The organism is Methylobacterium sp. J-068, from assembly GCF_022829445.1.
In the GTDB taxonomy this organism is placed as follows: Bacteria; Pseudomonadota; Alphaproteobacteria; order Rhizobiales; family Beijerinckiaceae; genus Methylobacterium.
The window spans coordinates 214339-236235 of sequence record NZ_JAKSXY010000122.1 but is presented as its reverse complement, the minus strand read 5'-3'; the positions used below and the strand labels follow the sequence as shown (position 1 = coordinate 236235).

Annotated in this window: 18 protein-coding genes; 14 read left to right on the top strand and 4 right to left on the bottom strand. The window is 71.4% G+C overall.

From position 1 onward, the window contains the following. Nucleotides 1-187: 187 nt before the first annotated feature. Nucleotides 188-625, top strand: a complete 438-nt coding sequence (locus MKK54_RS21395) for a histidine kinase (RefSeq protein ID WP_244014009.1) — start codon at nucleotides 188-190, stop codon at nucleotides 623-625. Between the two features lie 190 nt (nucleotides 626-815). Here MKK54_RS21395 and MKK54_RS21390 read toward each other — a convergent pair whose 3' ends face one another. Then, nucleotides 816-1340, bottom strand: coding sequence for a PRC-barrel domain-containing protein (locus MKK54_RS21390; RefSeq protein ID WP_244014007.1), 525 nt, complete (start codon nucleotides 1338-1340; stop codon nucleotides 816-818). Nucleotides 1341-1529: 189 nt separating this feature from the next. Here MKK54_RS21390 and MKK54_RS21385 point away from each other — a divergent pair, with 189 nt between their 5' ends. Further along, nucleotides 1530-2132: a glutathione peroxidase gene (locus MKK54_RS21385; protein WP_244014005.1), complete on the top strand. Its 603-nt coding sequence runs from the start codon at nucleotides 1530-1532 to the stop codon at nucleotides 2130-2132. A 4-nt stretch (nucleotides 2133-2136) separates the two neighbouring features. Here MKK54_RS21385 and MKK54_RS21380 read toward each other — a convergent pair whose 3' ends face one another. Continuing rightward, nucleotides 2137-2388 carry a hypothetical protein gene (locus tag MKK54_RS21380; protein ID WP_244014003.1) on the bottom strand — a complete coding sequence of 84 codons (252 nt, stop codon included), beginning with the start codon at nucleotides 2386-2388 and terminating at the stop codon, nucleotides 2137-2139. 113 nt (nucleotides 2389-2501) lie between these two features. Here MKK54_RS21380 and MKK54_RS21375 point away from each other — a divergent pair, with 113 nt between their 5' ends. The 4 genes from MKK54_RS21375 (at nucleotide 2502) to MKK54_RS21360 (ending at nucleotide 5500) form a co-directional block, all read left to right on the top strand. Then, on the top strand, nucleotides 2502-2729 hold the full coding sequence (locus MKK54_RS21375) for a hypothetical protein (protein ID WP_244014001.1): 228 nt from the start codon (nucleotides 2502-2504) through the stop codon (nucleotides 2727-2729). A gap of 81 nt (nucleotides 2730-2810) precedes the next feature. Then, nucleotides 2811-3050 carry a hypothetical protein gene (locus MKK54_RS21370; RefSeq protein WP_244013999.1) on the top strand — a complete coding sequence of 80 codons (240 nt, stop codon included), beginning with the start codon at nucleotides 2811-2813 and terminating at the stop codon, nucleotides 3048-3050. Nucleotides 3051-3273: 223 nt separating this feature from the next. Next, nucleotides 3274-3873, top strand: a complete 600-nt coding sequence (locus MKK54_RS21365; RefSeq protein ID WP_244013996.1) for a nitroreductase family protein — start codon at nucleotides 3274-3276, stop codon at nucleotides 3871-3873. Between the two features lie 10 nt (nucleotides 3874-3883). After that, the gene (locus tag MKK54_RS21360; protein WP_244013994.1) at nucleotides 3884-5500 is read left to right on the top strand and encodes an AMP-binding protein; all 1617 of its coding nucleotides are present in this window, start codon (nucleotides 3884-3886) and stop codon (nucleotides 5498-5500) included. Between the two features lie 24 nt (nucleotides 5501-5524). Here MKK54_RS21360 and MKK54_RS21355 read toward each other — a convergent pair whose 3' ends face one another. Next, nucleotides 5525-5986 (bottom strand): Rrf2 family transcriptional regulator, encoded by a 462-nt coding sequence (locus MKK54_RS21355; RefSeq protein WP_244013992.1) that lies wholly within the window; start codon nucleotides 5984-5986, stop codon nucleotides 5525-5527. Between the two features lie 92 nt (nucleotides 5987-6078). Between MKK54_RS21355 and hmpA the strand changes: the two genes are divergently transcribed. Then, a complete protein-coding gene (gene hmpA, locus MKK54_RS21350; protein WP_244013990.1) occupies nucleotides 6079-7362 on the top strand; it encodes an NO-inducible flavohemoprotein in 1284 nt (427 codons plus the stop codon). Nucleotides 7363-7423: 61 nt separating this feature from the next. Here hmpA and MKK54_RS21345 read toward each other — a convergent pair whose 3' ends face one another. Next, nucleotides 7424-7831 carry a hypothetical protein gene (locus MKK54_RS21345; protein ID WP_244013988.1) on the bottom strand — a complete coding sequence of 136 codons (408 nt, stop codon included), beginning with the start codon at nucleotides 7829-7831 and terminating at the stop codon, nucleotides 7424-7426. Between the two features lie 246 nt (nucleotides 7832-8077). On the opposite strand from MKK54_RS21345, the gene ahcY reads away from it, so the two are divergent. The 7 genes from ahcY to addA all read left to right on the top strand — a co-directional run bounded on the left by ahcY (nucleotide 8078) and on the right by addA (nucleotide 21897). Beyond that, a complete protein-coding gene (gene ahcY / locus MKK54_RS21340) occupies nucleotides 8078-9478 on the top strand; it encodes an adenosylhomocysteinase (protein ID WP_244013985.1) in 1401 nt (466 codons plus the stop codon). Between the two features lie 310 nt (nucleotides 9479-9788). After that, on the top strand, nucleotides 9789-12287 hold the full coding sequence (locus MKK54_RS21335; RefSeq protein ID WP_244013983.1) for a sensor histidine kinase: 2499 nt from the start codon (nucleotides 9789-9791) through the stop codon (nucleotides 12285-12287). A 179-nt stretch (nucleotides 12288-12466) separates the two neighbouring features. Further along, on the top strand, nucleotides 12467-14005 hold the full coding sequence (gene tsaE / locus MKK54_RS21330) for a tRNA (adenosine(37)-N6)-threonylcarbamoyltransferase complex ATPase subunit type 1 TsaE (protein WP_244014630.1): 1539 nt from the start codon (nucleotides 12467-12469) through the stop codon (nucleotides 14003-14005). Then, the gene (locus tag MKK54_RS21325) at nucleotides 14002-14430 is read left to right on the top strand and encodes a VOC family protein (RefSeq protein ID WP_409564220.1); all 429 of its coding nucleotides are present in this window, start codon (nucleotides 14002-14004) and stop codon (nucleotides 14428-14430) included. Before tsaE ends, MKK54_RS21325 begins: the two co-directional genes overlap by 4 nt. 31 nt (nucleotides 14431-14461) lie before the next feature. Next, entirely contained in the window at nucleotides 14462-15199 is a 738-nt protein-coding gene (locus MKK54_RS21320) for a nucleotidyltransferase family protein (protein WP_244013981.1), read from the top strand. Nucleotides 15200-15280: 81 nt separating this feature from the next. Next, complete coding sequence (gene addB, locus MKK54_RS21315) at nucleotides 15281-18415, top strand: double-strand break repair protein AddB (RefSeq protein ID WP_244013979.1); 3135 nt, start codon at nucleotides 15281-15283, stop codon at nucleotides 18413-18415. Next, on the top strand, nucleotides 18415-21897 hold the full coding sequence (addA, locus tag MKK54_RS21310) for a double-strand break repair helicase AddA (protein WP_244013977.1): 3483 nt from the start codon (nucleotides 18415-18417) through the stop codon (nucleotides 21895-21897). Before addB ends, addA begins: the two co-directional genes overlap by 1 nt.

Here is a 21897-nt window from a genome sequence, read left to right as displayed (position 1 = left end):
CGGGTTCGTTACAAGCGTGGCCCGCGCGACACGGGAACGGCTCGGCCGTTCGCGCCATTGCATCACCGGCGCGTCCTGACCATTCGGGGGCTTGTCTGTCCGAGCGGACGTGACATAGCATGCTGCGACGCACAGTAGACCGAGGTGATCGGTACGGATGTCCAGGCGCGAGTGGGGAGTCTCGACTATGGAACTACCAACCTCGCCCGGTGGCGCCTACGGCGTCCAGGTTCTCATCGCCGGCCGGCAGAAGCATTGGCGCGACGAGGTCTCGTCGCAGATCCGCCGGGCCGGGTACGCGGCGACCACGGTGGATTGCGGCGTCGACGCGATGACTGTGCTGGCACTGGGCCTGCCGGTCGATGTTCTGGTGACGGATGTCAGCCTGAAGGGCAAATTGTGTTGCCAGAAGCTGGCGCTGGAAGCACGTGCCCTGCGTCCGGACCTGCGCATCGTGTTCGCGAGCGATCTCGAATCGCAGAGCCGCGACGCCGCGCCCTTTCAGACGATCGACGCGATGTTCGACCGGGATTTCCCCGATGACGGGCGGGAGGGCCTCATGGCCGTCCGGTGCATCGACAACGTCGCCACGACGGTGCGGGACGCCCTGCGCAATACGGACTGATCGGTTGTCGGACACCGGAATCCTGTCGGTCGAGGCCCGATTGTCGATCCGGCCCCTTCACCGCCGCCCTACGCGCCCGACATGACAGGCGTCTGACGGTCCCGCGTGCCTCTCGACGGCACGCGACGGACACCCCTCGGATCGGGAGATGTCCATCGCGGACCGCATCATCCGCAGAATACCGGTGTGGTCACTGCGCCTTGGGTGCCTCGACCGGCTTCGTCTCGGCGGGTTTGGCATCCGCGTTCGTCTTGGCCGCATTCGCGCTGGTCTTGCCGAGATAGACGTATTCCGGCGCGGCGCGGAGCTGGTCCTTGGTGGTGTCGATCGTCGCCTTCAGGGTGGCGTCGTCCACGCGGGCGAGCTTGAGGGCGCTCGGATCGATCGCGACGTACTTCGTACCGATGCCGAGGAAGCCTCCGACCCCGACCACCCAGGCCTTCACCGTGTTCTTCTCGTCGAGCACCACGTCGGCGATCTCGCCGATGGTCTCGTTGGCACCGTTCTGGATCGTCAGACCGACGAGCTTCGAGGTGACCATGTCGCTCTTGTTCTGAACCACGAAGGTCGGGCGCAGGTCGTTGGCCAGGGTCGCGGGCGCCGCCTGGACCGGTGCCGTGGGACTCGGCGCTGGTGCCGTGGTCTCCGGTGCCTGGGCGAGGGCGAGGGTGGCGCTCGCGACGAGGAGGGTCGTGCCGAGCAGGAGGCTGCGCATGGCGAAGTCTTTCAGAAGGTCGAGCGGGAGATCGATACGGGGATCGGGGGATTGTACCCGCTCAAGCTCACGCCTTCGCGAAAGGTTCCCGCCGAAGGGCCCCGGCGATGGACGAACGTCACCCCGGTGTTAGGTTCACCCCGACAGGATCGGCGGAACGCTTCCGCGCGCCTGACCGGGAGCCGCGCCATGCCGAAGAACCCGCAGACGAACCCGCAGCCCGATGCCGGGCCCGTCCTTCCCCGTCGACGCGCCCTGGCGCTTCTCGCCGGGGCGCTGACCCTGAGCGCTCGTCCCGCCCTGGCGAGTGACGTGCGCGCGGGGGCCTTCGCCTTCGAGAAGCCGGAAGGCGGCACGCTGCCGCTCGAAGCCTATGCGGGCCGGCCGATCCTCGTCGTCAACACCGCGACGGCCTGCGGCTATGCCGGCCAGTTCACCGGCCTTCAGGGCCTCTGGACCCGCTTCGGCGATCGGGGGCTGACCGTCATCGCGGTGCCGTCCCCCGATTTTGGCAACCAGGAACCGCTCGATGGCGTGGCCATCGCGGAGGCCGCGCGCAAGAACCACGGCGTGACCTTCCCGGTCACCGCCAAGACCCATGTCCGCGGACCGAACGCCCACCCGTTCTATCGCTGGGCCGCCGCCGAGAAGCCCGGCAGCACGCCGAACTGGAATTTCCACAAATACCTGATCGACCGGGACGGCAGCCTGATCGGAGCCTTTCCGTCGAATGTCGAGCCCAGCGACCCGCGCATCGTCACGGCCATCGCCAACGCGCTCCCCGCCGCCTGATTCCTCAGCGCCGCGGCGCACCGACGGGAATGTCGCGCGGCGGTCTCGGCGCGTTCGACGGGGGTCCCCTGCGGATGCGGCGCGGACGCTCCGATGCGCCGCGCACCGGCGGCGATGCGTAGTTCGACGCGAAGGGGTTGGCCGGCGTGCGGTCGGCGCTGCCGAACAGGCTGAATTCCGCGCGCGCGACGCTCGCGGTGAGCGCCATCATCGGCAAAAGGGCGAGCAGGAAAAGGGCGGGGACGAGCGGACGCATGCGGCTCCTGGCGAGATCACGGGCGATCGTCGAGCGGTGAGGTCTTCCGCTCCGATACCCCAAAGCCCCATATCCGGCGAGGCATCGGCACGCGATCGCCCGGGAATGACGAGATGGAACCCCATCGATTCGAGCAGGCGGGCGCGGTCTTCGAAGTCGCCTTCGAGCGGGCGCCGGAGGGCTGGCTCGCCCGAATCCGGCGCGAAGGCACAGACACGGTCCATGTCGTCGGCTTTCCGGACGGCCCCGGCTACGATCCGGCGGATCTCCGCGACTCCCTGATCGCGGGCTGCGAGGCGGCCGTCTCGAACCTGCCCTGGGCGCCGCCGACCCGCCACTGAGCGGGAACCTCCGCAGGCGCACCGGGTTCGCCTTCCCACAAGCGCCACGGTCCAGGCACACATCCGGGGAAGGAGCACAGCATGTCCGAGGTCACCTACCGCATCGTCGAGCACGATGGCGGCTACGCCTACAAGGTCGGCGACGTGTTCTCCGAGACATTTCCGAGCCACGACGACGCCCTCCAGGCTGCCCAGGCGGCCGCCGCCGAGCAGCAGGTGCCGGGCTCGACCGAGCCGATCCGCTATCAGGACGGCAAGGGGGCCTGGCACGACGAGACGGCCGAGGGGAACGACCGTCCCACCGCCAAGGTGGTCGACTGAGGCGCCGCTCTCCGAATGAACCGGGCGGTGACTAGCCGCCCGGTGACTTGCTGCCCGGCAACGGGGCGGTCGGGACCTGGCGACCGGCGGGAGGCCGAATGGCCGATTGCCTAGCCGGCCCGACCTCGTGCATGGCTGGACGTGATCGCGGGTGTGTTCGTGCGTCGCCGACGATCCGGCCGCGCGAACCCGCCCCCCCGATCTTTGCCCCTGGAGCCTGCCCGTGACCGTTTCGAACCCGCGCCAGCCCGACCACGCCATCGATCCGCTGTTCACCGAGCGCTGGTCGCCCCGCGCCTTTGCCGGCGAGGCCGTGCCCGAGGCGGAATTGCTGCGGATGTTCGAGGCCGCGCGCTGGGCCCCGTCCTCCTACAACTCGCAGCCCTGGCGTTTCGTCTACGCCCTGCGCGGCACGCCTGACTGGGAGCCCTTCCTCGACCTTCTGGTGCCCGGCAACCGCAAGTGGGCGGAGGGCGCCGGCGCCCTTGTGATCCTCGTCTCCAGCAAACTGATGAAAACGTCCGATGGCCTGAAGCCCTCCGCCAGCCACTCGCTCGACACCGGTGCGGCCTCCGCGAACTTCCAGCTTCAGGCGATCCGCCAGGGCTGGCACGTGCACGGCATGGGCGGCTTCGACAAGGCGCGTGCCGCCAGCCTGCTGAACGTTCCCGCCGACCATCAGGTCGAGGCGGCTTACGCGGTCGGCCGGGTGGCCGATCCGGCGGATCTCACCGAGGAGCAGCGCGCCAAGGAGGTGCCGAACGGCCGGCGGCCGGTCACGGATTTCGCCTTCGCGGGTGCCTTCAAGGCTCGCGAGGCCTGAGTCCGCCACCGTGCTGAGACCCGCTGCCGACTATGCCGGGCTCGTCGCCGGTTTCGCCTGGGACATTCCCGACCGCTACAATATCGGCGTCGATGTCTGCGACCGCTGGGGCACGCGCGCGCCCGACCGGGTCGCGATCCAGGAGGTGGTCGGCGCCCGCGTCACGGAGACGACCTTCGGGCAGCTGCGCGCCCGATCCGACCGCTTCGCGGCGGGGCTTCGGGCGCGGGGGATCGAACCCGGTGATCGGATCGGTGTCCTGCTGCCGCAATCGGCCGCCGTGGTGGTCGCCCATGCGGCCGCCTACAAGCTGGGGGCGATCGCGCTGCCGCTCGCCGGCCTGTTCGGGCCCGACGCCCTGCGCTACCGGCTCGCCGATTCGGGCGCGCGCGTCCTCGTCACCGATGCGGCCGGGCTCGAGAAGCTCGCGTCGATCCGCGCCGACCTGCCGGACCTCGAACTCGTTCTCTGCACGGACGGCGCGCTTGACGGGGCGGTCTGCGCCGCCACGCTGATGGCCGAGGCGCCCGAGGGCTTCGCCGCCTTCGACACGCGGGCCGACGATCCCGCCCTGATGATCTACACCTCCGGCACCACGGGGCCGGCCAAGGGCGCGCTGCATGCCCACCGGGTGCTGCTCGGGCACCTGCCCGGCTTCCTGATGATGCACGACTTTCCGCCCAGGCCCGATGACCGGATGTGGACGCCCTCGGACTGGGCCTGGGCCGGCGGCCTCCTCAACGCGACGCTGCCGAGCCTGCATCTCGGCGTGCCGGTGGTGGCCTGCCCCAGCTTCCGCTTCGAGCCGGAAGCCGCCTTCCGCCATATCGCCGAGCAGGCGATCACCACCGTGTTCCTGCCGCCGACGGCCCTCAGGATGCTGCGCAGCGTGTCCGCGCCCCGCGCGCGCTTCGACCTGTCGCGCCTGCGCAACATCGCCTCCGCCGGCGAGGCCCTCGGCCCCGAGACCTTCGCGTGGGCGCGCGCCGAGCTCGGCCTCACCATCGGCGAAGCCTATGGCCAGACCGAGTGCAACCTCGTGCTCGCCGCCTGTCCGGCGGCCGGGGTGGCGCGCGCCGGCTCCACCGGGCGTCCGGTGCCCGGCCACCGCGTCGCGATCCTGCGCGCCGATGGCAGCGAGGCCGGCATCGACGAGTCCGGTGAGATCGCCGTCGCGCGGCCCGACCCGGTGATGTTCTTGCGCTACTGGAACCAGCCCGAGGCCACGGAGCGGAAGTTCTCCGGCGACTGGATGCTCACCGGCGACACCGCCCGGCGCGACGCGGACGGCTACGTCCATTTCGTCGGGCGCGAGGACGACCTCATCACCTCGGCGGCCTACCGCATCGGCCCGACCGAGATCGAGGATTGCCTCGGCGCCCATCCGGCCGTGGCGCTCGCCGCCGCCGTGGGCAAGCCGGACCCGCTGCGCACCCAGATCGTCAAGGCCTTCGTGGTCCTGCGCGAGGGCTTCACCGCCTCGGACGACCTCGCCGCCGAGATCCAGGCCTTCGTGCGCACCCGCCTCTCGGCCCATGAATACCCGCGCGAGATCGCGTTCCGGGACAGCCTGCCGATGACGACCACGGGCAAGATCATCCGGCGGCAATTGCGGGACGAGGGCTGAGACCGTCGCGGACCGTCTGGTGCCTCAGGACGCCCGCGCGATGTCCCCGGCCGGCGGCAACCCCAGCAGCCGCGTCAGATCGTTCGCCGCGCCCGGCTCCACGAGGTCGGCCAGGGTGTAGCCGTCGAGCACCGCCAGGAAGGCGGCGAGCGCCTCTCCGATGGCGCCCCGCAGGCGACAGCACGGGCTGATCGCGCAAGGTCCGCCCGAGAAGCATTCCACCAGGGCGAGGTCCTCCTCCGTCTCGCGCACCACCGCGCCGATGACGATCTCGGCCGGCGATCTGCCGAGGCGAAGGCCCCCGCCGCGTCCGCGCAGGGTTCGCACCAGACCGGCCCGCCCCAGCTGGTGAACCACCTTCGTCAGGTGGCTCTCGGAGATGCCGTAGGCCTGCGCGATGCCGCCGATCGAACTCATGCGCGGCTCGTGCAGCGCGAGATAGATCAGCGTTCGCAGGGCGTAGTCGGTGTAGCGGGTCAGACGCATCGCCGCTCCTGAGGCAGAAGGTACATCGCGCTTGTATCATTAACCTGCGATGGTTTAAAAGGTGTATGGCTTATAGACCTTTGGAGTGATTCGTGTCCTCAACCCTGACGCCCTCCACCATCGCCCTGATCAAGGCCACCGTCCCGGCCCTCGAAGCCCACGGCCTCGCCATCACCACCCGCATGTACGAGCGCCTGTTTCGCGACCCCGCGATGCGCGACCTGTTCAACCAGTCGCATCATGGCGCGACCGGTTCGCAGCCGAAGGCGCTGGCCCTGGCGGTCCTTGCCTATGCCCGCCACATCGACGACCTCGGTGTTCTGGGCGGTGCGGTCGAGCGCATCGCCCAGAAGCACGTGACATTGAACATCCTGCCGGAGCACTACCCCGCCGTGGCCGAGGCTCTGCTCGGCGCGATCCAGGATGTGCTGGGGGATGCCGCCACGGCCGAGATCTGCGCCGCCTGGGGGGAGGCGTACTGGCTCCTGGCCGACATCCTGATCGGGCGCGAGGCCTCGCTCTACCGCGACCTCGCGCACCGGCCCGGCGGCTGGAACGGCTGGCGCGATTTCGTGATCGAGAGCGTGGCGCAGGAGAGCGAGGTCATCCGCTCCTTCGTGCTGGTCCCGCGTGACGGCGGCGCGGTCGCCCGGCATGCGCCGGGGCAATATCTTGGAGTGCGGTTGGAGATTCCCGACCGGGGCAGCCTCACGCGCAACTACTCGATCTCCTGCGCACCCAACGCGCGGGCCTATCGGATCACGGTGAAGCGCCAAGCCGCCGCCGGCCCTGTTAGCGAGGACGCCGCCGGCCCGGCCGGTGAGGGTGCCGCCGCCCCGGCCGGCCTCGTCTCGAACTGGCTTCATGCCTCGGCCGGACCCGGCACGATCGTCAGGCTGGCGCCCCCCGCCGGCGACTTCTTCCTGGAGGAAGGGACCGGACCCCTGGTCCTCGTCAGCGGCGGCGTGGGCCTGACGCCGATGGTCAGCATGCTGGAGACCCTGGTCGAGACCGATTCGACGCGGCCGGTCTGGTTCGTCCACGCCGCCCGCAACGGACGCGTGCATGCCCTGCGCGCGCATGTCCGGGCCCTGGCCGAACGGGCCTCCACGGTGCGGGTGCGGACCGTCTACTCCGCGCCCGAGGCGACCGACGTGCCCGGTCGCGACTATGACGCCGCCGGGCTGATCACGGCCGAGGACCTCGCCGCCGCGACGCCGGTCGACCGGGCGACCTATTACCTGTGCGGTCCCAAGCCCTTCCTGGCGGCCCTCGTCCACGGCCTGGCCCGTCTGGGGGTACCGGCGGAGCGCATCCGCTACGAATTCTTCGGTCCCGCCGACGAACTCGCCGCGCCCGATCGCGCCGCCGCCTGAAGGAACCCAACCGGAGGGGCCCGTCCCGTGCCGCGCGGGCTGCCCGAGACGCGGTCCGCGATCAGCGGACCGTGATGTGGAAGCGCGCGCGCCCGACATCGCCCCCGGGGCTGACGAACTCGAGCGCGAACTCGTCCTCGCCGGTGTAGCCGGGGGACGGGGTATAGCGCACGAAAGTCGTCGGCACCTTGCGGGAATTGCAGCGCGAGCGCGTGTTGAGGGTCGAGAAGCTCGGAAAGTCGCGCCCCTCTTCCACCTGAACGCGGCCGTCATGGGCGGTATCGATCAGGCTGACCGACATGGGGCCGAGCGACCGGCAGGTCGGGTCGAGGGACGAGAACGAGGCGACCGTCAGCGTATGGCCCGCGGAGACGACCTTCTCGAAGGTCCGCATGCGTGCGGGGAACGCGCCCGCGTCCACGGTGCCGATCAGGCTCGTCAGAGCCGCCAGGACAAGGTGCGGTCTCATCGTTTTCTCCAACCCTCCGCATTCCGAAACCCCCGGACGTCCGCGCCGGGGACGGGCCGGGCGCAGGCACGACCTGCCCGCTGAAATACACGCTAAGCGGGTTTCATCGCGCGGCGCAACCGGATCGCCCGATCCAGTCGCGGTTGGAATCATTCGTATAAAGACATCTTTATATCTTGATTGCCTCGGGCGTCCCACGCTGCTATAGCCCCGGCCAGACGCAGAGAACGACGGAGAGAGGACCACATGGCCCAGGATTACATCGTCAAGGACATCGGACTGGCCGAGTACGGCCGCAAGGAGATCTCGATCGCCGAGACCGAGATGCCGGGCCTGATGGCCACGCGCGAGGAATACGGTGCGTCGCAGCCGCTGAAGGGCGCCAAGATCGCCGGCTCGCTGCACATGACGATCCAGACGGCCGTGCTGATCGAGACCCTGAAGGCGCTCGGCGCCGACATCCGCTGGGTCTCCTGCAACATCTACTCGACCCAGGACCACGCCGCCGCCGCCATCGCGGCCGCCGGCATCCCGGTCTTCGCCATCAAGGGCGAGACGCTGACCGAGTACTGGGACTACACGTCGAAGCTGTTCGACTGGCATGACGGCGGCATGCCGAACATGATCCTCGACGACGGCGGCGACGCCACCATGTTCGTGCATCTCGGCCTGCGCGCCGAGAACGGCGACACCGCCTTCCTCGACAAGCCGGAGTCGGAGGAGGAGGAGATCTTCTTCGCGCTCCTGAAGAAGAAGCTCAGCCAGAAGCCGAAGGGCTGGTTCGCGGGTCTCGCCGAGTCGATCAAGGGCGTCTCGGAGGAGACCACCACGGGCGTGCACCGCCTCTACAACCTCGCCAAGGAAGGCAAGCTGCTCTTCCCGGCGATCAACGTGAACGACGCCGTCACCAAGTCGAAGTTCGACAACCTCTACGGCTGCCGCGAATCGCTGGTGGATGGCATCCGTCGCGGCACCGACGTGATGATGGCCGGCAAGGTCGCCATGGTCGCGGGCTTCGGCGATGTCGGCAAGGGTTCGGCCTCTTCGCTTCGCCACGCCGGCTGCCGCGTTCTGGTGTCGGAGGTCGATCCGATCTGCGCCCTCCAGGCCGCCATGGAAGGCTACGAGGTCGTCACCATGGAAGACGCCGCGCCCCGCGCCGACATCTTCGTGACGGCCACCGGCAACAAGGACATCATCACCATCGAGCACATGCGGGCCATGAAGGACCGCGCGATCGTGTGCAACATCGGCCACTTCGACAACGAGATTCAGGTCGCCGGCCTGAAGAACCTCACCTGGTCGAACATCAAGCCGCAGGTGGACGAGATCACCTTCCCCGACGGCCACCGCATCATCCTCCTGTCGGAGGGACGCCTGGTGAACCTCGGCAACGCCACCGGCCACCCGTCCTTCGTGATGTCGGCCTCGTTCACCAACCAGACGCTGGCCCAGATCGAGCTCTGGACCAACCCGGGCAAGTACGAGCGTCAGGTCTACACGCTGCCCAAGGCCCTCGACGAGAAGGTGGCGCTGCTCCACCTCGAGAAGATCGGCGTGAAGCTCTCCAAGCTGCGCCCCGACCAGGCCGCCTATATCGGCGTCTCCGAGAACGGCCCGTTCAAGCCCGACCATTACCGCTACTGAGCCGGCCGGCGCTCCTCAGGACGCGCCTCCACCGCCGCTGAGACACGAACCGAAGCCCGGCCTCTGCGCCGGGCTTCTTCGTGTCCGGCCTCCGGCCGGACAGGCGGCGCGGTGTGGCTTTTCTGCGCCCTCCGCGGGCCATCGCGGGTCAAGCCCCTAAAGTTAAGCTTAACCCTCTTCCGGTGCGATTCCGCCTCGCGCTAGTGTGGGCTGATTCCTCAGATGGAGTGGCTCGCGGCCGGCCTTCGGGCGGTTGCGGGAAGGGCGCATCTTGGCGCCTCATCGAAGATTCGTGGAGGCGGGACGGATCATGAGGGTCGATCGAACGGCGCGCGCGGTCCTGTGCGCCGGCTCTCTCGTCGTCGCCGTGGCCGGAACTCCGGCGCGCGCGATCGGTCAGGGAATGGACGCCGGCGCGGTCGCCGCGGGGTTCGGGCAGCACACCCACAATGCCGCCGGCCTCGCGATTCTGATCGGGCTGACGGTCTTCTCGACCATCGTGGCGCTCCTGCACATGCGCGAGCGCAGCCGCTGGACCCGGCGCGAGCGGGATCTCGTGACGGAACTGACGGCGCTGCGCGGCGCCCATGACCGCGCCGAGATGCTGCTCAACGCCGAGCGCCAGATCATCGTGACGTGGTCTGGGCGCGGCGCGCCGACGGTGGAGGGCGATGTCGGCCTCGTCGACGGCAAGCGCCTGTCCGGGGACATCCAGACGGCGTTCCTGGGTTTCGAGAGCTGGCTGCACGCCGTCGATGCCGACGCCCTGAACACGGCCATCGAGAGCCTTCGGGCGCGCGGCACCGGCTTTCGCCTGAGCCTGCGCACGCAATCCGGGCGCTTCATCGACGCGCACGGTCAGGCGCTCTCCGGCCGCGCCATCCTGCGCCTGCGCGAGACCACCGACGAGAAGCGCGAGCTCATCGACCTGCGCATCACCCTCTACGAGGCGCGGCGCAGCCTCTCGGCTCTGACCAGTCTCCTCGACGCGATTCCCCAGCCGGTCTGGCGCCGCAACCGCAACGGCCTGCTCGCCTGGGTCAACCTTGCCTACGTGGCGGCGGTCGAGGGGGGCACCCGCGAGAACACCCTCGAGGGCGGCATCGAATTGCTCGATCGTCAGGCCCGCGACCTCATCACCCGGGACGACGGGGGACGCCTCGCGAGCGGGGGGCGGGCGGCGCATCGCCTCTCGGCCGTCGTGGCGGGAGGGCGGCGCACCCTCGACGTCACGGAATCCGCCATCGAGACCGGCCGGGTCGGCATCGCGGTCGACGTCTCGGAACTGGAGAGCGTGCGCGCCGACCTCCAGCGCCAGATGGACGCCAATGTCCGCACCCTCGACCAATTGCCCACCGCCGTGGCCATGTTCGACGCCCGCCAGCGGCTGATCTTCCACAACGCCGCCTATCGCCAGCTCTGGGACCTCGATCAGGCCTTCCTCGACGGCCGGCCGCTGGACGGCGAGATCCTCGATCGGCTCCGCGCTGCCCGAAAGCTGCCCGAGCAGGCCGATTTCAAGTCCTGGAAAGCCGACGTGCTCGGCGCCTACCGGGCGGTGGAGGCCAGCGAGGCCTGGTGGTACCTGCCGGACGGGCGCTCGCTCCGCGTGGTCGCCGATCCCAATCCGCAGGGCGGCCTGACCTACCTGTTCGACGACGTCTCGGAGAACATGAAGCTCGAATCGCGCTACAACGCGCTGATGCGGGTGCAGGCCGAGACCCTCGACACCCTGAAGGAGCCCGTGGCGGTGTTCGGCGCCGACGGACGCCTGACCTTCGCCAACCGCGCCTTCGCGACCCTGTGGCGCCTCGACCCCGAGACCCTCGGCGAGCGCCCCCGCGTCGATGCGGTCATCGCCGCCTGTCGGGTGCTGTCGCCCGACGAGGACCCCTGGCTCGACATCCGCGGCGCCATCACGGGGCTGGAGAGCCGCGCCGGGCTGACCTGTCGCCTGGAGATCGTGGACGGCACGGTGCTCGATTGCGCCGCCCAGCCCCTGCCCGAGGGCGCGACGCTCCTGACCCTCATCGACGTCACCGCGAGCGTGAACGTCGAGCGCGCGCTCACCGACAAGAACGATGCGCTGGAGCGCACCTCGCAGCTGCGCGACACCTTCGTGAACCACGTCTCCTACGAGCTGCGCTCGCCGCTCACCAACATCATCGGTTTCACCCAGCTCCTCGGCGACGAGACGGTGGGCGCCCTCAACGAGCGCCAGCGCGAATATTCCGGGCACATCATGCGCTCGTCCGGCGCGCTGCTGGTGATGATCAACGACATCCTCGACCTCGCCTCGATTGACGCGGGCTCGCTCGAACTCAGCCGCGAGGTGGTCGATGTCCGCGCCACCGTCGAGGCGGCGGTGCGCGGTCTCGAGGACCGGCTCGCCGATTCCGCCATCGGCCTCGATCTCGACGTGCCCGACGATGTCGGCAGCTTCGTCGCCGACGGCAAGCGCGTGCGCCAGATCCTGTTCAACCTGCTCTCCAACGCGGTCGGATTCTCCGCGCCCGGCCAGCACGTCCGGGTCGAGGTCCGGCGCAACGCCTCCGAACTCACCCTGTCGGTGGCCGACCAGGGCCAGGGCATGCCCGCCGAGGTCGCCGCCCGGGTGTTCGACCGGTTCGAGAGCCACACCCTCGGCACCCGCCATCGCGGTGTCGGCCTCGGCCTGTCCATCGTGCGCTCCTTCGTCGAGTTGCACGGCGGCACCGTCAGCCTCGAATCCGCGCCCGGCGCCGGCACCCGCGTGACCTGCACCTTCCCGATCTCCGAGCCGAACGCGCGCCGGGATGCGGCCGAATAGGCGGCCTCGGCCGGGACCCTTCGGCCCCATCCGCGATTTGGTTAAGGATGCTCCGCTATGAAGGCGGACATCCGCGCGGTCCGAGGGGTCGCGGCGGCGCGCGGCCGAGGAGGAGTTGGGCGTTGAACGAGGATGGTGCCGACACGCCCCAGCGTGAGGTGAAATCGGCCTGGGAGATCATGCTGCCCGACGAGAGCGCCACCGAGGATCTCGGCCGCTTCCTCGCCGAGTTCCTGCTGCCCGGCGACATCGTCGCGCTCTCCGGCGGCCTCGGCGGCGGCAAGACCACGCTCGCGCGCGCGCTGATCCGCGAACTCGCCGAGGATCCCGGCCTCGACGTGCCGAGCCCGACCTTCACGCTGATCCAGCCCTACGAGGCCGCCAACGGCCGGCAGATCGTGCATGCCGACCTCTACCGCCTGCGCAGCCCCGACGAACTCGTCGAACTCGGCTTCGACGAGATGACCGAGACCGCGATCACCCTCGTGGAATGGCCCGAGCGCCTCGGCCCTCGCGACGCGCCGATCCTCTCCATCGACCTTTCGCTGCGCGCCGAGTTCGGCGACGACGCGCGCTTCGCCCGCATCGACGGCAGCGGCGGCATGGCCGCGCGCCTCAAGCGCGCGCGGGCCCTCCGTGTGCTCCTGGTGCGGAGCGGCTGGGACGAGGCGGCCCGCCTCGCCATGCAGGGGGACGCCTCCTCGCGCGCCTACGAGCGGCTGGTGAAGCCGGACGGCAAGAGCGCCGTGCTGATGATCTCGCCGCCGCGCGCCGACGGGCCGCCCGTGCGCAACGGACGTCCCTACAGCGCCGTCGTGAAGCTCGCCGAGAGCGTCCACGCTTTCGTGGGCGTCGACCGGGGCCTGCGGGCGCTGGGCTTCTCCGCGCCCCGCATCTACGGCGAGGACCTCGCCGAGGGCCTGTTGATCATCGAGGATCTCGGCTCCGAGCCCGTGGTCGATGCGGGCGGCCCGCGTCCCGAGCGCTACGCCGAGGCGGTGCGCCTGCTCGCCAAACTCCACGCCACCGAGCTGCCCGGCGTGCTCCCCGTCGCCGACGGCATCGACCACGTGCTGCCGCCCTACGATCTCGAAGCCCTGGTGTTCGAGACCGAGCTGCTGCCGGACTGGTACTGCCCGGCGATCCGGGGCGCGGAGCTGGCGGGCTCGGCGCGGTCCGAATTCGTCTCGCTCTGGGCCGAGGTGCTCGACAGCATCACGCCGGCCCGCCCGACCTGGACCCTGCGCGACTACCATTCGCCGAACCTGATCTGGCTGCCCGAGCGCGAGGGACTCGAGCGCATCGGCGTCATCGACTTCCAGGACGCGGTGCTGGGCCACCCGGCCTACGACGTCGCCTCGCTGCTGCAGGACGCCCGCGTGGATGCGTCGGCCGAGTTCGAGCTGCGCCTGCTCGGCCTCTACGTGCGCGAGCGCCGGGCCCGGGAGCCCGATTTCGACATGCACGCCTTCGCCCGGGCCTACGCGGTGCTGGCGGCGCAGCGCGCCACCAAGATCCTCGGCATCTTCGCGCGCCTCGACCGCCGCGACGGCAAGCCCGGCTACCTCGCCCACCTGCCGCGCATCGAGGGCTACCTCGCGCGCAATCTCAACCATCCGGCCCTGACGCACCTGCGCCTCTGGCACGAGGCGCACCTGCCGCACCTCGTCCCGAAGCCCGCGCCGGAGCCGGCACACGACGACGCCCGCCAGCCATGATGCAACCGCGCCTCACCCTCGTGACCCTCGGGGTCGCCGATTTGGCGCGGGCCGTGCGCTTCTACGAGGCCCTGGGCTGGACGCGCTCGGCCTATGCCGCGGAGGGCGTTGCCTTCTTTCAGCTCGGCGGGCTCGTGCTCTCGCTCTATCCGCGCGCGGCGCTGGCCGAGGATGCGGGGGTCGCCCCGGCGGGCGAGGGGTTTCGCGGCTTCGCGCTCGCCCACAACACCGGGAGCCGGGCCGAGACCGATCGGGTGCTGGCCCACGCCGTCGCGGCGGGCGCCACCCTGGTGAAGCCGGCCCAGGAGGCGTTCTGGGGCGGCTATTCCGGCTACTTCGCCGATCCCGACGGCGCCCTCTGGGAGGTCGCCTGGAACCCGGACCTCCTGCCGCTCCCCGACGGCAGCGTGCGCCTGCCCGCCTGAGCGCCCCCCGACCCGACGAGACGGAGCCTCCATGCCCGACACAGCGTCCATCACCCGCGCCTTCGTCCTCGCAGCGGGCCTCGGCAAGCGCATGCGCCCGATCACCGCGACGGTGCCCAAGCCCCTGGTGGAGGTGGCCGGCCGCGCGCTCCTCGACCATGCCCTCGACCGGGCGGCGGAGGGCGGCATCACCGAGGCCGTGGTCAACGTCCACTATCTCGCCGACCTCATCGAGGGCCATGTCGGCAAGCGCCGGACCGCCCCGGCCATCGTCATCTCCGACGAGCGCGAGGCGCTGCTGGAAACCGGCGGTGGCGTGAAGAAAGCCCTGCCGCTGCTGGGCGAGGCGCCCTTCGTGGTCTTCAACGCGGATTCGTTCTGGCTGGAGGGTCCGGAATCCAATCTCGGCCGGCTGATCGCCGCCTGGAACCCCGAGGTCATGGATATCCTGCTCCTCGTCGCACCCACCGCCACCAGCCTCGGCTACGAAGGGGCGGGCGACTTCGTGATGACGTCCTCCGGTGCGCTGGAGCGGCGCGGCGAGCGCGAGGTGGCGCCCTTCATCTATGCCGGCGTCGCGATCCTGAAGCCCGGCCTGTTCGCGGGCACGCCGGAGGGCGCGTTCTCCCTCAACCTGCTGTTCGACCACGCCATCGCGGCCGGCCGGCTGCACGGCCTGCGCCTCGACGGGCAATGGCTGCATGTGGGCACGCCGGAGGCGATCGTGGCCGCCGAGGCGCGGGTCAAGTCGACGGCACCGGTGGCCTGAGGGACGCCCGCGCGGATCGGGTCGGGCGTCGCCGTACGACGCCGCATTCCCGAGAACGGGATTCGGTGCCATGGATCTCCGATGCCGATCTCAGACGCCCCCCACGTCTTCACCATCCCGCCCGGCGCGCCCTTCCTGCCGACGCTGGCCGAGGCGCTGATCTCCGGCCGGCTCGTCGGCGCGATCGGCGACGACCCCTTCGCGCTCGCCTCCGTCACCCTGTACCTGCCGACCCAGCGGGCGGTGCGGGCGTTCTCGTCGATCCTGGCCGCGCGGCTGGGGCACGCGGCGCTGCTGCCCCGCATGGTGCCGCTGGGCGAAGCCGACGAGGCGGAACTCGATCTCGCCGCCAATCCGCTCCTCGAGAACGGGCCGGATCTGCTCCACCCCGCGATGCCGCCCCTGGAGCGCCGGCTGATCCTGGCGCGCCTCGTTCAGGGCTGGGCCGAGGCGGTGGACCGCACCCTGTTGCCCATCGACGACGACGTGCCCTTCCTGGTGCCGTCCTCCCCCGCCGACGCCATCGGACTCGCCGCCGACCTCGAACGCCTGATGGACGCCCTCACCGTGGAGGGCCTGCCCTGGGCCGAGATCGCCGGTGCGGTCGAGGCCGAGTACTCGCGCTACTTCGGCCTGACCCTCGATTTCGTGCAGATCGCCGCCGAGGCCTGGCCCCGAATTCTCGCCGAGCGCGGGATGAGCGATCCGGTCTCGCGCTCGCGCAGGCTCGTGCTGGCGGAGGCCGAGCGCCTCGCCCGCGAGCGGCCCGGAGACCCGGTGATCGTGGCGGGCTCCACGGGCTCGGTTCCGGCCACCGCCAAGCTGATCGCCGCGGTTGCGGGGCTGCCGCGCGGCGCCGTGGTCCTGCCGGGCCTCGATTCCGATCTCGACGCGGCGGGCTGGGACGCCATCGAGACCGGGGAGGGGGTCTCCCGGGAGATCGCCCACGGGCACCCGCAGGCGATCCTGCACCGCCTGCTCGGACCGGCCTGCCTCGCGCGGGACCGCGCGCAGATCGCGACCCTGGGCGAGCCCTCCGCCGAGGGCCGCGCCCGCTTCGGCCTGCTCTCGCAGGCCCTGCGTCCGGCCGAGACCACCGAGGCCTGGGCCGAGCTCGACCCCGAGGCGCGGGCCTCCTTGAGCGATGCCGGGATGCGGGGCCTCGCGGTGGTCGAGGCCGCCGACGAGCGCGAGGAAGCGCTGATCATCGCCCTGGCCTTGCGCGAGACGCTGGAGGCTCCGGGTGCCACTGCGGCCCTCGTCACGCCCGACCGCGGCCTCGCGGTCCGGGTCGCGGCCGAACTCGCCCGCTGGGGGATCGTGGCGGAGGATTCCGGCGGCGAGGCCCTGTCGCGCAGCCGGGCGGGACGCCTCGCGCGCCTCGCCGCCGAACTCGCCGCCGCGCTGGAACCGGCCCGCCTGATCACGCTGCTGTCGCATCCCTTCGTCCGTCTCGGGATGCCCCGGCGCGACGTGGTGCGGGCGGCGGCCGCCTTGGAGATCGGCACACTGCGCGGGCCCGCGCCCGCGCCGGGCTTCGCGGGCCTGCGCGATGCGCTCGCCGACCAGCGCGGCGCGACCGGACGGCGTCCGCGCGCCAAGAGCCGCCTGACGGATCGCGACTGGGATCTGGCCGCCGACCTCCTCGATCGCCTGGAACTCGCCTTCGGCGGCTTCCTCGATCGCGATCATCGCGGGGTCGGAAACCTCGTCGCCTACGCCGCCTGCCACCGCGCCACCTTCGATCGGCTGATCGACGCGGGCGAGGACGAGCCGGTCGACGATGCCTCGCTCGCCGTCCTCGACACCCTCTTCGACGATCTCGAACTCGCCGAGCCCGGCCTCTTGCCCGGCCGCTTCGGCGACTACCCGGCCTTCTTCACCGCGCTCGCCCGCGAGCGCATGGTGGCCTGCAGCGACGGGCGGCCGCATCCGCGCCTGCGCATCCTCGGCCTCCTGGAAGCCCGCCTGATGAGCGTCGACCGGGTGGTGCTCGGCGGCCTCGACGAGGGCGTCTGGCCGATGAAGACGACCACCGACGCCTTTCTCAACCGGCCCATGCGCGAGCGCATCGGCCTGAACCCGCCCGAGCGCCGCATCGGCCAGAGCGCCCACGACTTCGTCCAGGCGCTGGGCCACCACGATGCCGTCGTCACCCGCGCGGCCAAGCGCGAAGGGGCGCCGACCGTGCCCTCGCGCTTCCTCCAGCGCCTGCGCGCCTTCACGGGCGAGGCGTGCTGGAACCGCGCGCGCGCGGAAGGGCGGCGCTTCTCGGCCTATGCCGCCGCCCTCGACCAGGGCACCGGCCCGGTGCCGCCGCGCCTGAAGCAGCCCAGGCCCCGGCCCGATCCGGCCCTGTTCCCGCGCACCTTGAGCGTCACCGAGGTCGAGACCCTGGTGCGCGATCCCTACGTGATCTTCGCCCGGCACGTGCTCGGCCTCGATCCCCTCGACCCGGTGGCGGCCGAGCCGGGCGCCGCCGATCGCGGCACGCTCATCCACGAGATCCTGGGGGAATTCGCGCAGAAGCATCCCGAGGCGCTGCCGGATATCGCATTGGCCACCGAGCGCTTGGCCGGCTTGGCTGCGAACGCCTTCGCGCCCATCAACGATACCTATCCGGCACTCTATGCCGAGTGGTGGCCGCGCTACGAGCGGCTCGCCGCCAAGTTCCTGGACTGGGAGGTCGAACGGCGCGGGCGGCTGGCGAAGGTCCATCCCGAGATCTCCGGCAAGTGGGTGATCCCGATGGGGAGCGAGACCTTCACCCTCCGGGCGCGGGCCGACCGGATCGAGCGCCGCAGCGACGGCGGGGCCTGCATCGTCGACTTCAAGACCGGCCTGCCGCCGAGCAACAAGGAGGTCTTCGCCGGCTTCTCGCCCCAGCTCACCCTGGAGGCGGCGATGCTGATGGCCGGCGCCTTCGAGGGGTTCGCGCCGGAGACCCTGACGCCGGATCTCCTCTACGTCCACGCCTCGGGGGGCCGCAAACCGTTCGAGCCGCTTCCCGTCAAGCCGCCGCGCGGCGACGAGCGCGAGGTCGCCGCCATCGTGGCCGAGCACGTGGCCCGCTTCCGGGGACTCGTCGCCCGGTTCCTCACCGGCGAGGCGGCCTACACCTCGCGGCCCTACCCGAAATACGCGAAGTCCTACGGCGATTACGACCACCTCGCGCGGGTGCTCGAATGGTCGCTCGGTGGGGAGGGAGACGCCTGATGTCCGCGCGCGAGACCTTCGTCGTCGACGACCTCACCCGGAAAGCGCAGCGTGAGGCCGCCGACCCGCGCGCCTCGGCCTGGGTCTCGGCCAATGCGGGCGCGGGCAAGACCAAGGTGCTGACCGACCGCGTCGTGCGCCTCCTCCTCGACGGGGCGCCGCCCGCCCGCATCCTGTGCCTGACCTTCACCAAGGCGGCCGCCGCCAACATGTCGATCCGCGTGTTTCGCGTGCTCGGCCGCTGGGTCACGCTGGACGATGCCACGCTGACGGCCGAACTGACGGAACTGACGGGCGAGCGCCCATCGCGAAAGACCCTGCAGGTGGCGCGGCGCCTGTTCGCCCGCGCGGTGGAGACGCCGGGCGGCCTGAAGATCGAGACCCTGCACGCCCTCTGCGAGCGGCTGCTGCACATGTTCCCCTTCGAGGCGAACGTGCCCGCCCGCTTCGTGGTGCTGGACGAGACCCAGGCGGCGGACGCCTTCCACATCGAGACCGGCAACGTGCTGGCCGATGCCATCGGGGGAACCGAGCCGGATCTCGGCGCGGCGGTGGCCATCGTGGGGCCGGAGGCGACGGGCGACGCCCTCCGCAAGGCGATCCGCGCCGCCATGCGGGCGCGCGACGTGCTGGCCGCCCGCCACGGCCTCGACGCTCCGTTCTCCGGCCTGGCCGACGCCCTCGGCGTCCGGCCGGACGAGACCGTCGCGGGCATCGAGGCCCGGATGCTGGACGGCCTCCTGGGCGACCTCGGCGCGGTCGCCGCGCGCCTGCGCACCGGCAAGGCCACGGACGAGGGCATCGCCGACCGGCTGATCGAGGTCGCGGAAGCCTCCGGGAGCGCGGCTCTGGAGACCTATCGCGGCATCTTCTTCACCAAGGAGGGTCTGCCGAAAGCCGACAAGAGTCTCGGCACCAAGGCGGTCCCGGAGGACGTCAAGCAGGCGCTGCGCGACGAGCGCGACCGGCTGGAACCGTTGCAGGACGCCTTGCGCGGCGTCCAGGCCCTGGCGCGCACCCGCGCCCTGTTCACCCTGGCGGCCGAGATCCACCGCCGGGTCGAGGCCCAGAAGGCGCGCCTCGGAGCGCTCGACTTCGACGACCTGATTCACAAGACCCTGGACCTGCTCGGCCGGGTCGACTCGACCTGGGTGCTCTACAAGCTCGATCGCGGCGTCGACCACGTGCTGATCGACGAGGCGCAGGACACCAACCCGCACCAGTGGGAGATCCTGCGCCGCATCACCGCCGAGTTCGCGAGTGGCGAGGGGGCCCGCGAGGTGGCGCGGACGCGCTTTGCCGTGGGCGACCCGAAGCAGTCGATCTACAGCTTCCAGGGCGCGGAGCCGCGCGAGTTCGAGACCACCCGGCGCGAGTGGCAGCGCGCCTCGAACGGCGCCGGCCTCGCCTTCTCGGACGTACACCTGAACCTGTCGTTCCGCTCCGCCGGCGGCGTGCTGCGGGCGGTGGACGCGACGTTCGCGATTCCCGAGCATTACGAGGGCCTGTCCTTCGAGGACGCCGCCATCGGCACCACCCACAGCACGGCGCGGACCTCCGCCCCCGGCACCGTCGAACTCTGGCCGATCGAGGAGCCGGCCGACGAGCCCGAGCCCGATGCCTGGGCCGCCCCCGTCGACGCGCCCGAGACCAACGCGCCGGCCATCGTCACCGCGCGCCGCGTGGCGCGGGCGGCCCTGGCCTGGATCACCACCGGCGACGAGACCGGCCGGATCTGGCGCCCGGGCGACATCCTCATCCTGGTGCGCAAGCGCTCGGCGGCCTTCGAAGAGGTGATCCGCGCCATGAAGGCGCTCGGCGTGCCGGTGGCCGGTCAGGACCGCCTCGACATCGCCGCCCACATCGCCGTCAACGACCTCGTGGCGGTGGGCCGCGCCGGGCTCCTGCCGGCCGACGACCTCACCCTGGCGGGCGCGCTGAAGACCCCGCTCGTCGGGTTCGACGACGACGACCTCGTGCGCATCGCGGCCCGCCGCGAACGCCACGAGACCCTGGAGGACGCGCTGGCCCGGCACGCCGAGGCGGGCGATCCGGCGGCGATCCGGGGGCACGAGGCCCTGACATCCTGGATCGCGCTCGCCGCCTGCGAGGGGCCGTTCGGGTTCTACGCCACGTTGCTCGGCGCGCGCGGCGGGCGCCGCGCCCTGGTCTCCCGCCTCGGCGGCGAGGCCGGCGACGCCATCGACGTCTTCCTGATGACGGCGGCCCAGGCCGAGCAGGCCACGGACGCGCCGTCGCTGGGCGGCTTTCTCGCGCGCTACGACACCGTGCCGGGGCGCGGGGAGGGAGGGCACACGGTCAAGCGCGACCTCGATTCCGGCCGCGACGAGGTCCGGGTGATGACCGTCCACGGAGCCAAGGGTCTGGAAGCGCCGGTGGTCGTGGTCATCGATGGCTGCGAGGCGCTCGGCCGCAACGATCCGCCGCTCCTGTCCATGACGCCCGTCGGCGTCTCCCAGGGCCGGTTCGGGCAGGGCGCCGGCCCGCTTCCGCCGATCTGGGCGGGCGCCAAGGCGGGCGATTGCGAGGCGGTCACGCAGGCGCGCGCCGCGCTGCAATCCCGCGCCCGCGAGGAGCACAACCGCCTCCTCTACGTGGCGATGACCCGCGCCGCCGACAGGCTGGTGATCGCGCCCCACCGTGGGCACGAGGCCCCGAGCGCGTCGGCGTGGTGCGAGATGATCCGTGCCGGACTGGAGCAGGCCTTCGGCGCCGGCGAGGCCCTGGAGACCCCGTACGGCCCGGCGACGCTGTGGCGCGAGGGCGGGCGTGCCGCGCCGCTCGGCGCGGTGCCGCCGGCCGCCGGGGCCTCGGTGGAACTGCCCCCTTGGCTCGAAGCGCCCGTCCCCGGAGAGTTCGAGGCGGCGCCGCCCGTCACCCCGTCCGGCGCGCTGGGAGCCGCCGACACGCGGCGCGAGCCCGGCCGGCGCCAGGCGGACAGCGAGGCGCGCCGGCGCGGAACCCTAATCCACTCCTTGGTCGAGCACCTGCCCCGGATCGAACCCGCCCAGCGGAAGCCCGCCGCCGCCGCCTTCGTGCGTGCCCGGGCTCCGGGCCTCGACCCCGTGAAGCAGGGGGCCATCGTCGACGCCACCCTGCGGCTCCTGGACGAGCCCGACCTCGCGCCGCTCTTCGCCCGCGATGCGCGGGCCGAGGTGACGCTCTCGGGCCGGGTCCGGGTGGGCGGCGTCGCGCGCGCCGTCTTCGGGCGGGTCGACCGCCTGGCGATTTCCGGGGACACAGTCTGGGTGGCGGATTTCAAGACCGGCCGGCCGCCGGCCGAGGGCGGCGCCGCGCTGCCGCGCGCGGAAGCCGGGCAGATCGCCCTCTACGCGGCCCTGCTCGCCGAAATCCACCCGACGCACCGGATCGTGCCGATGCTGGTCTGGACCTCCGGCCCGATCATCCGCCGCCTGTCCGAGGGCGAAATCTCGGCCGCCCTCGACGATCTGGCGGCCTGA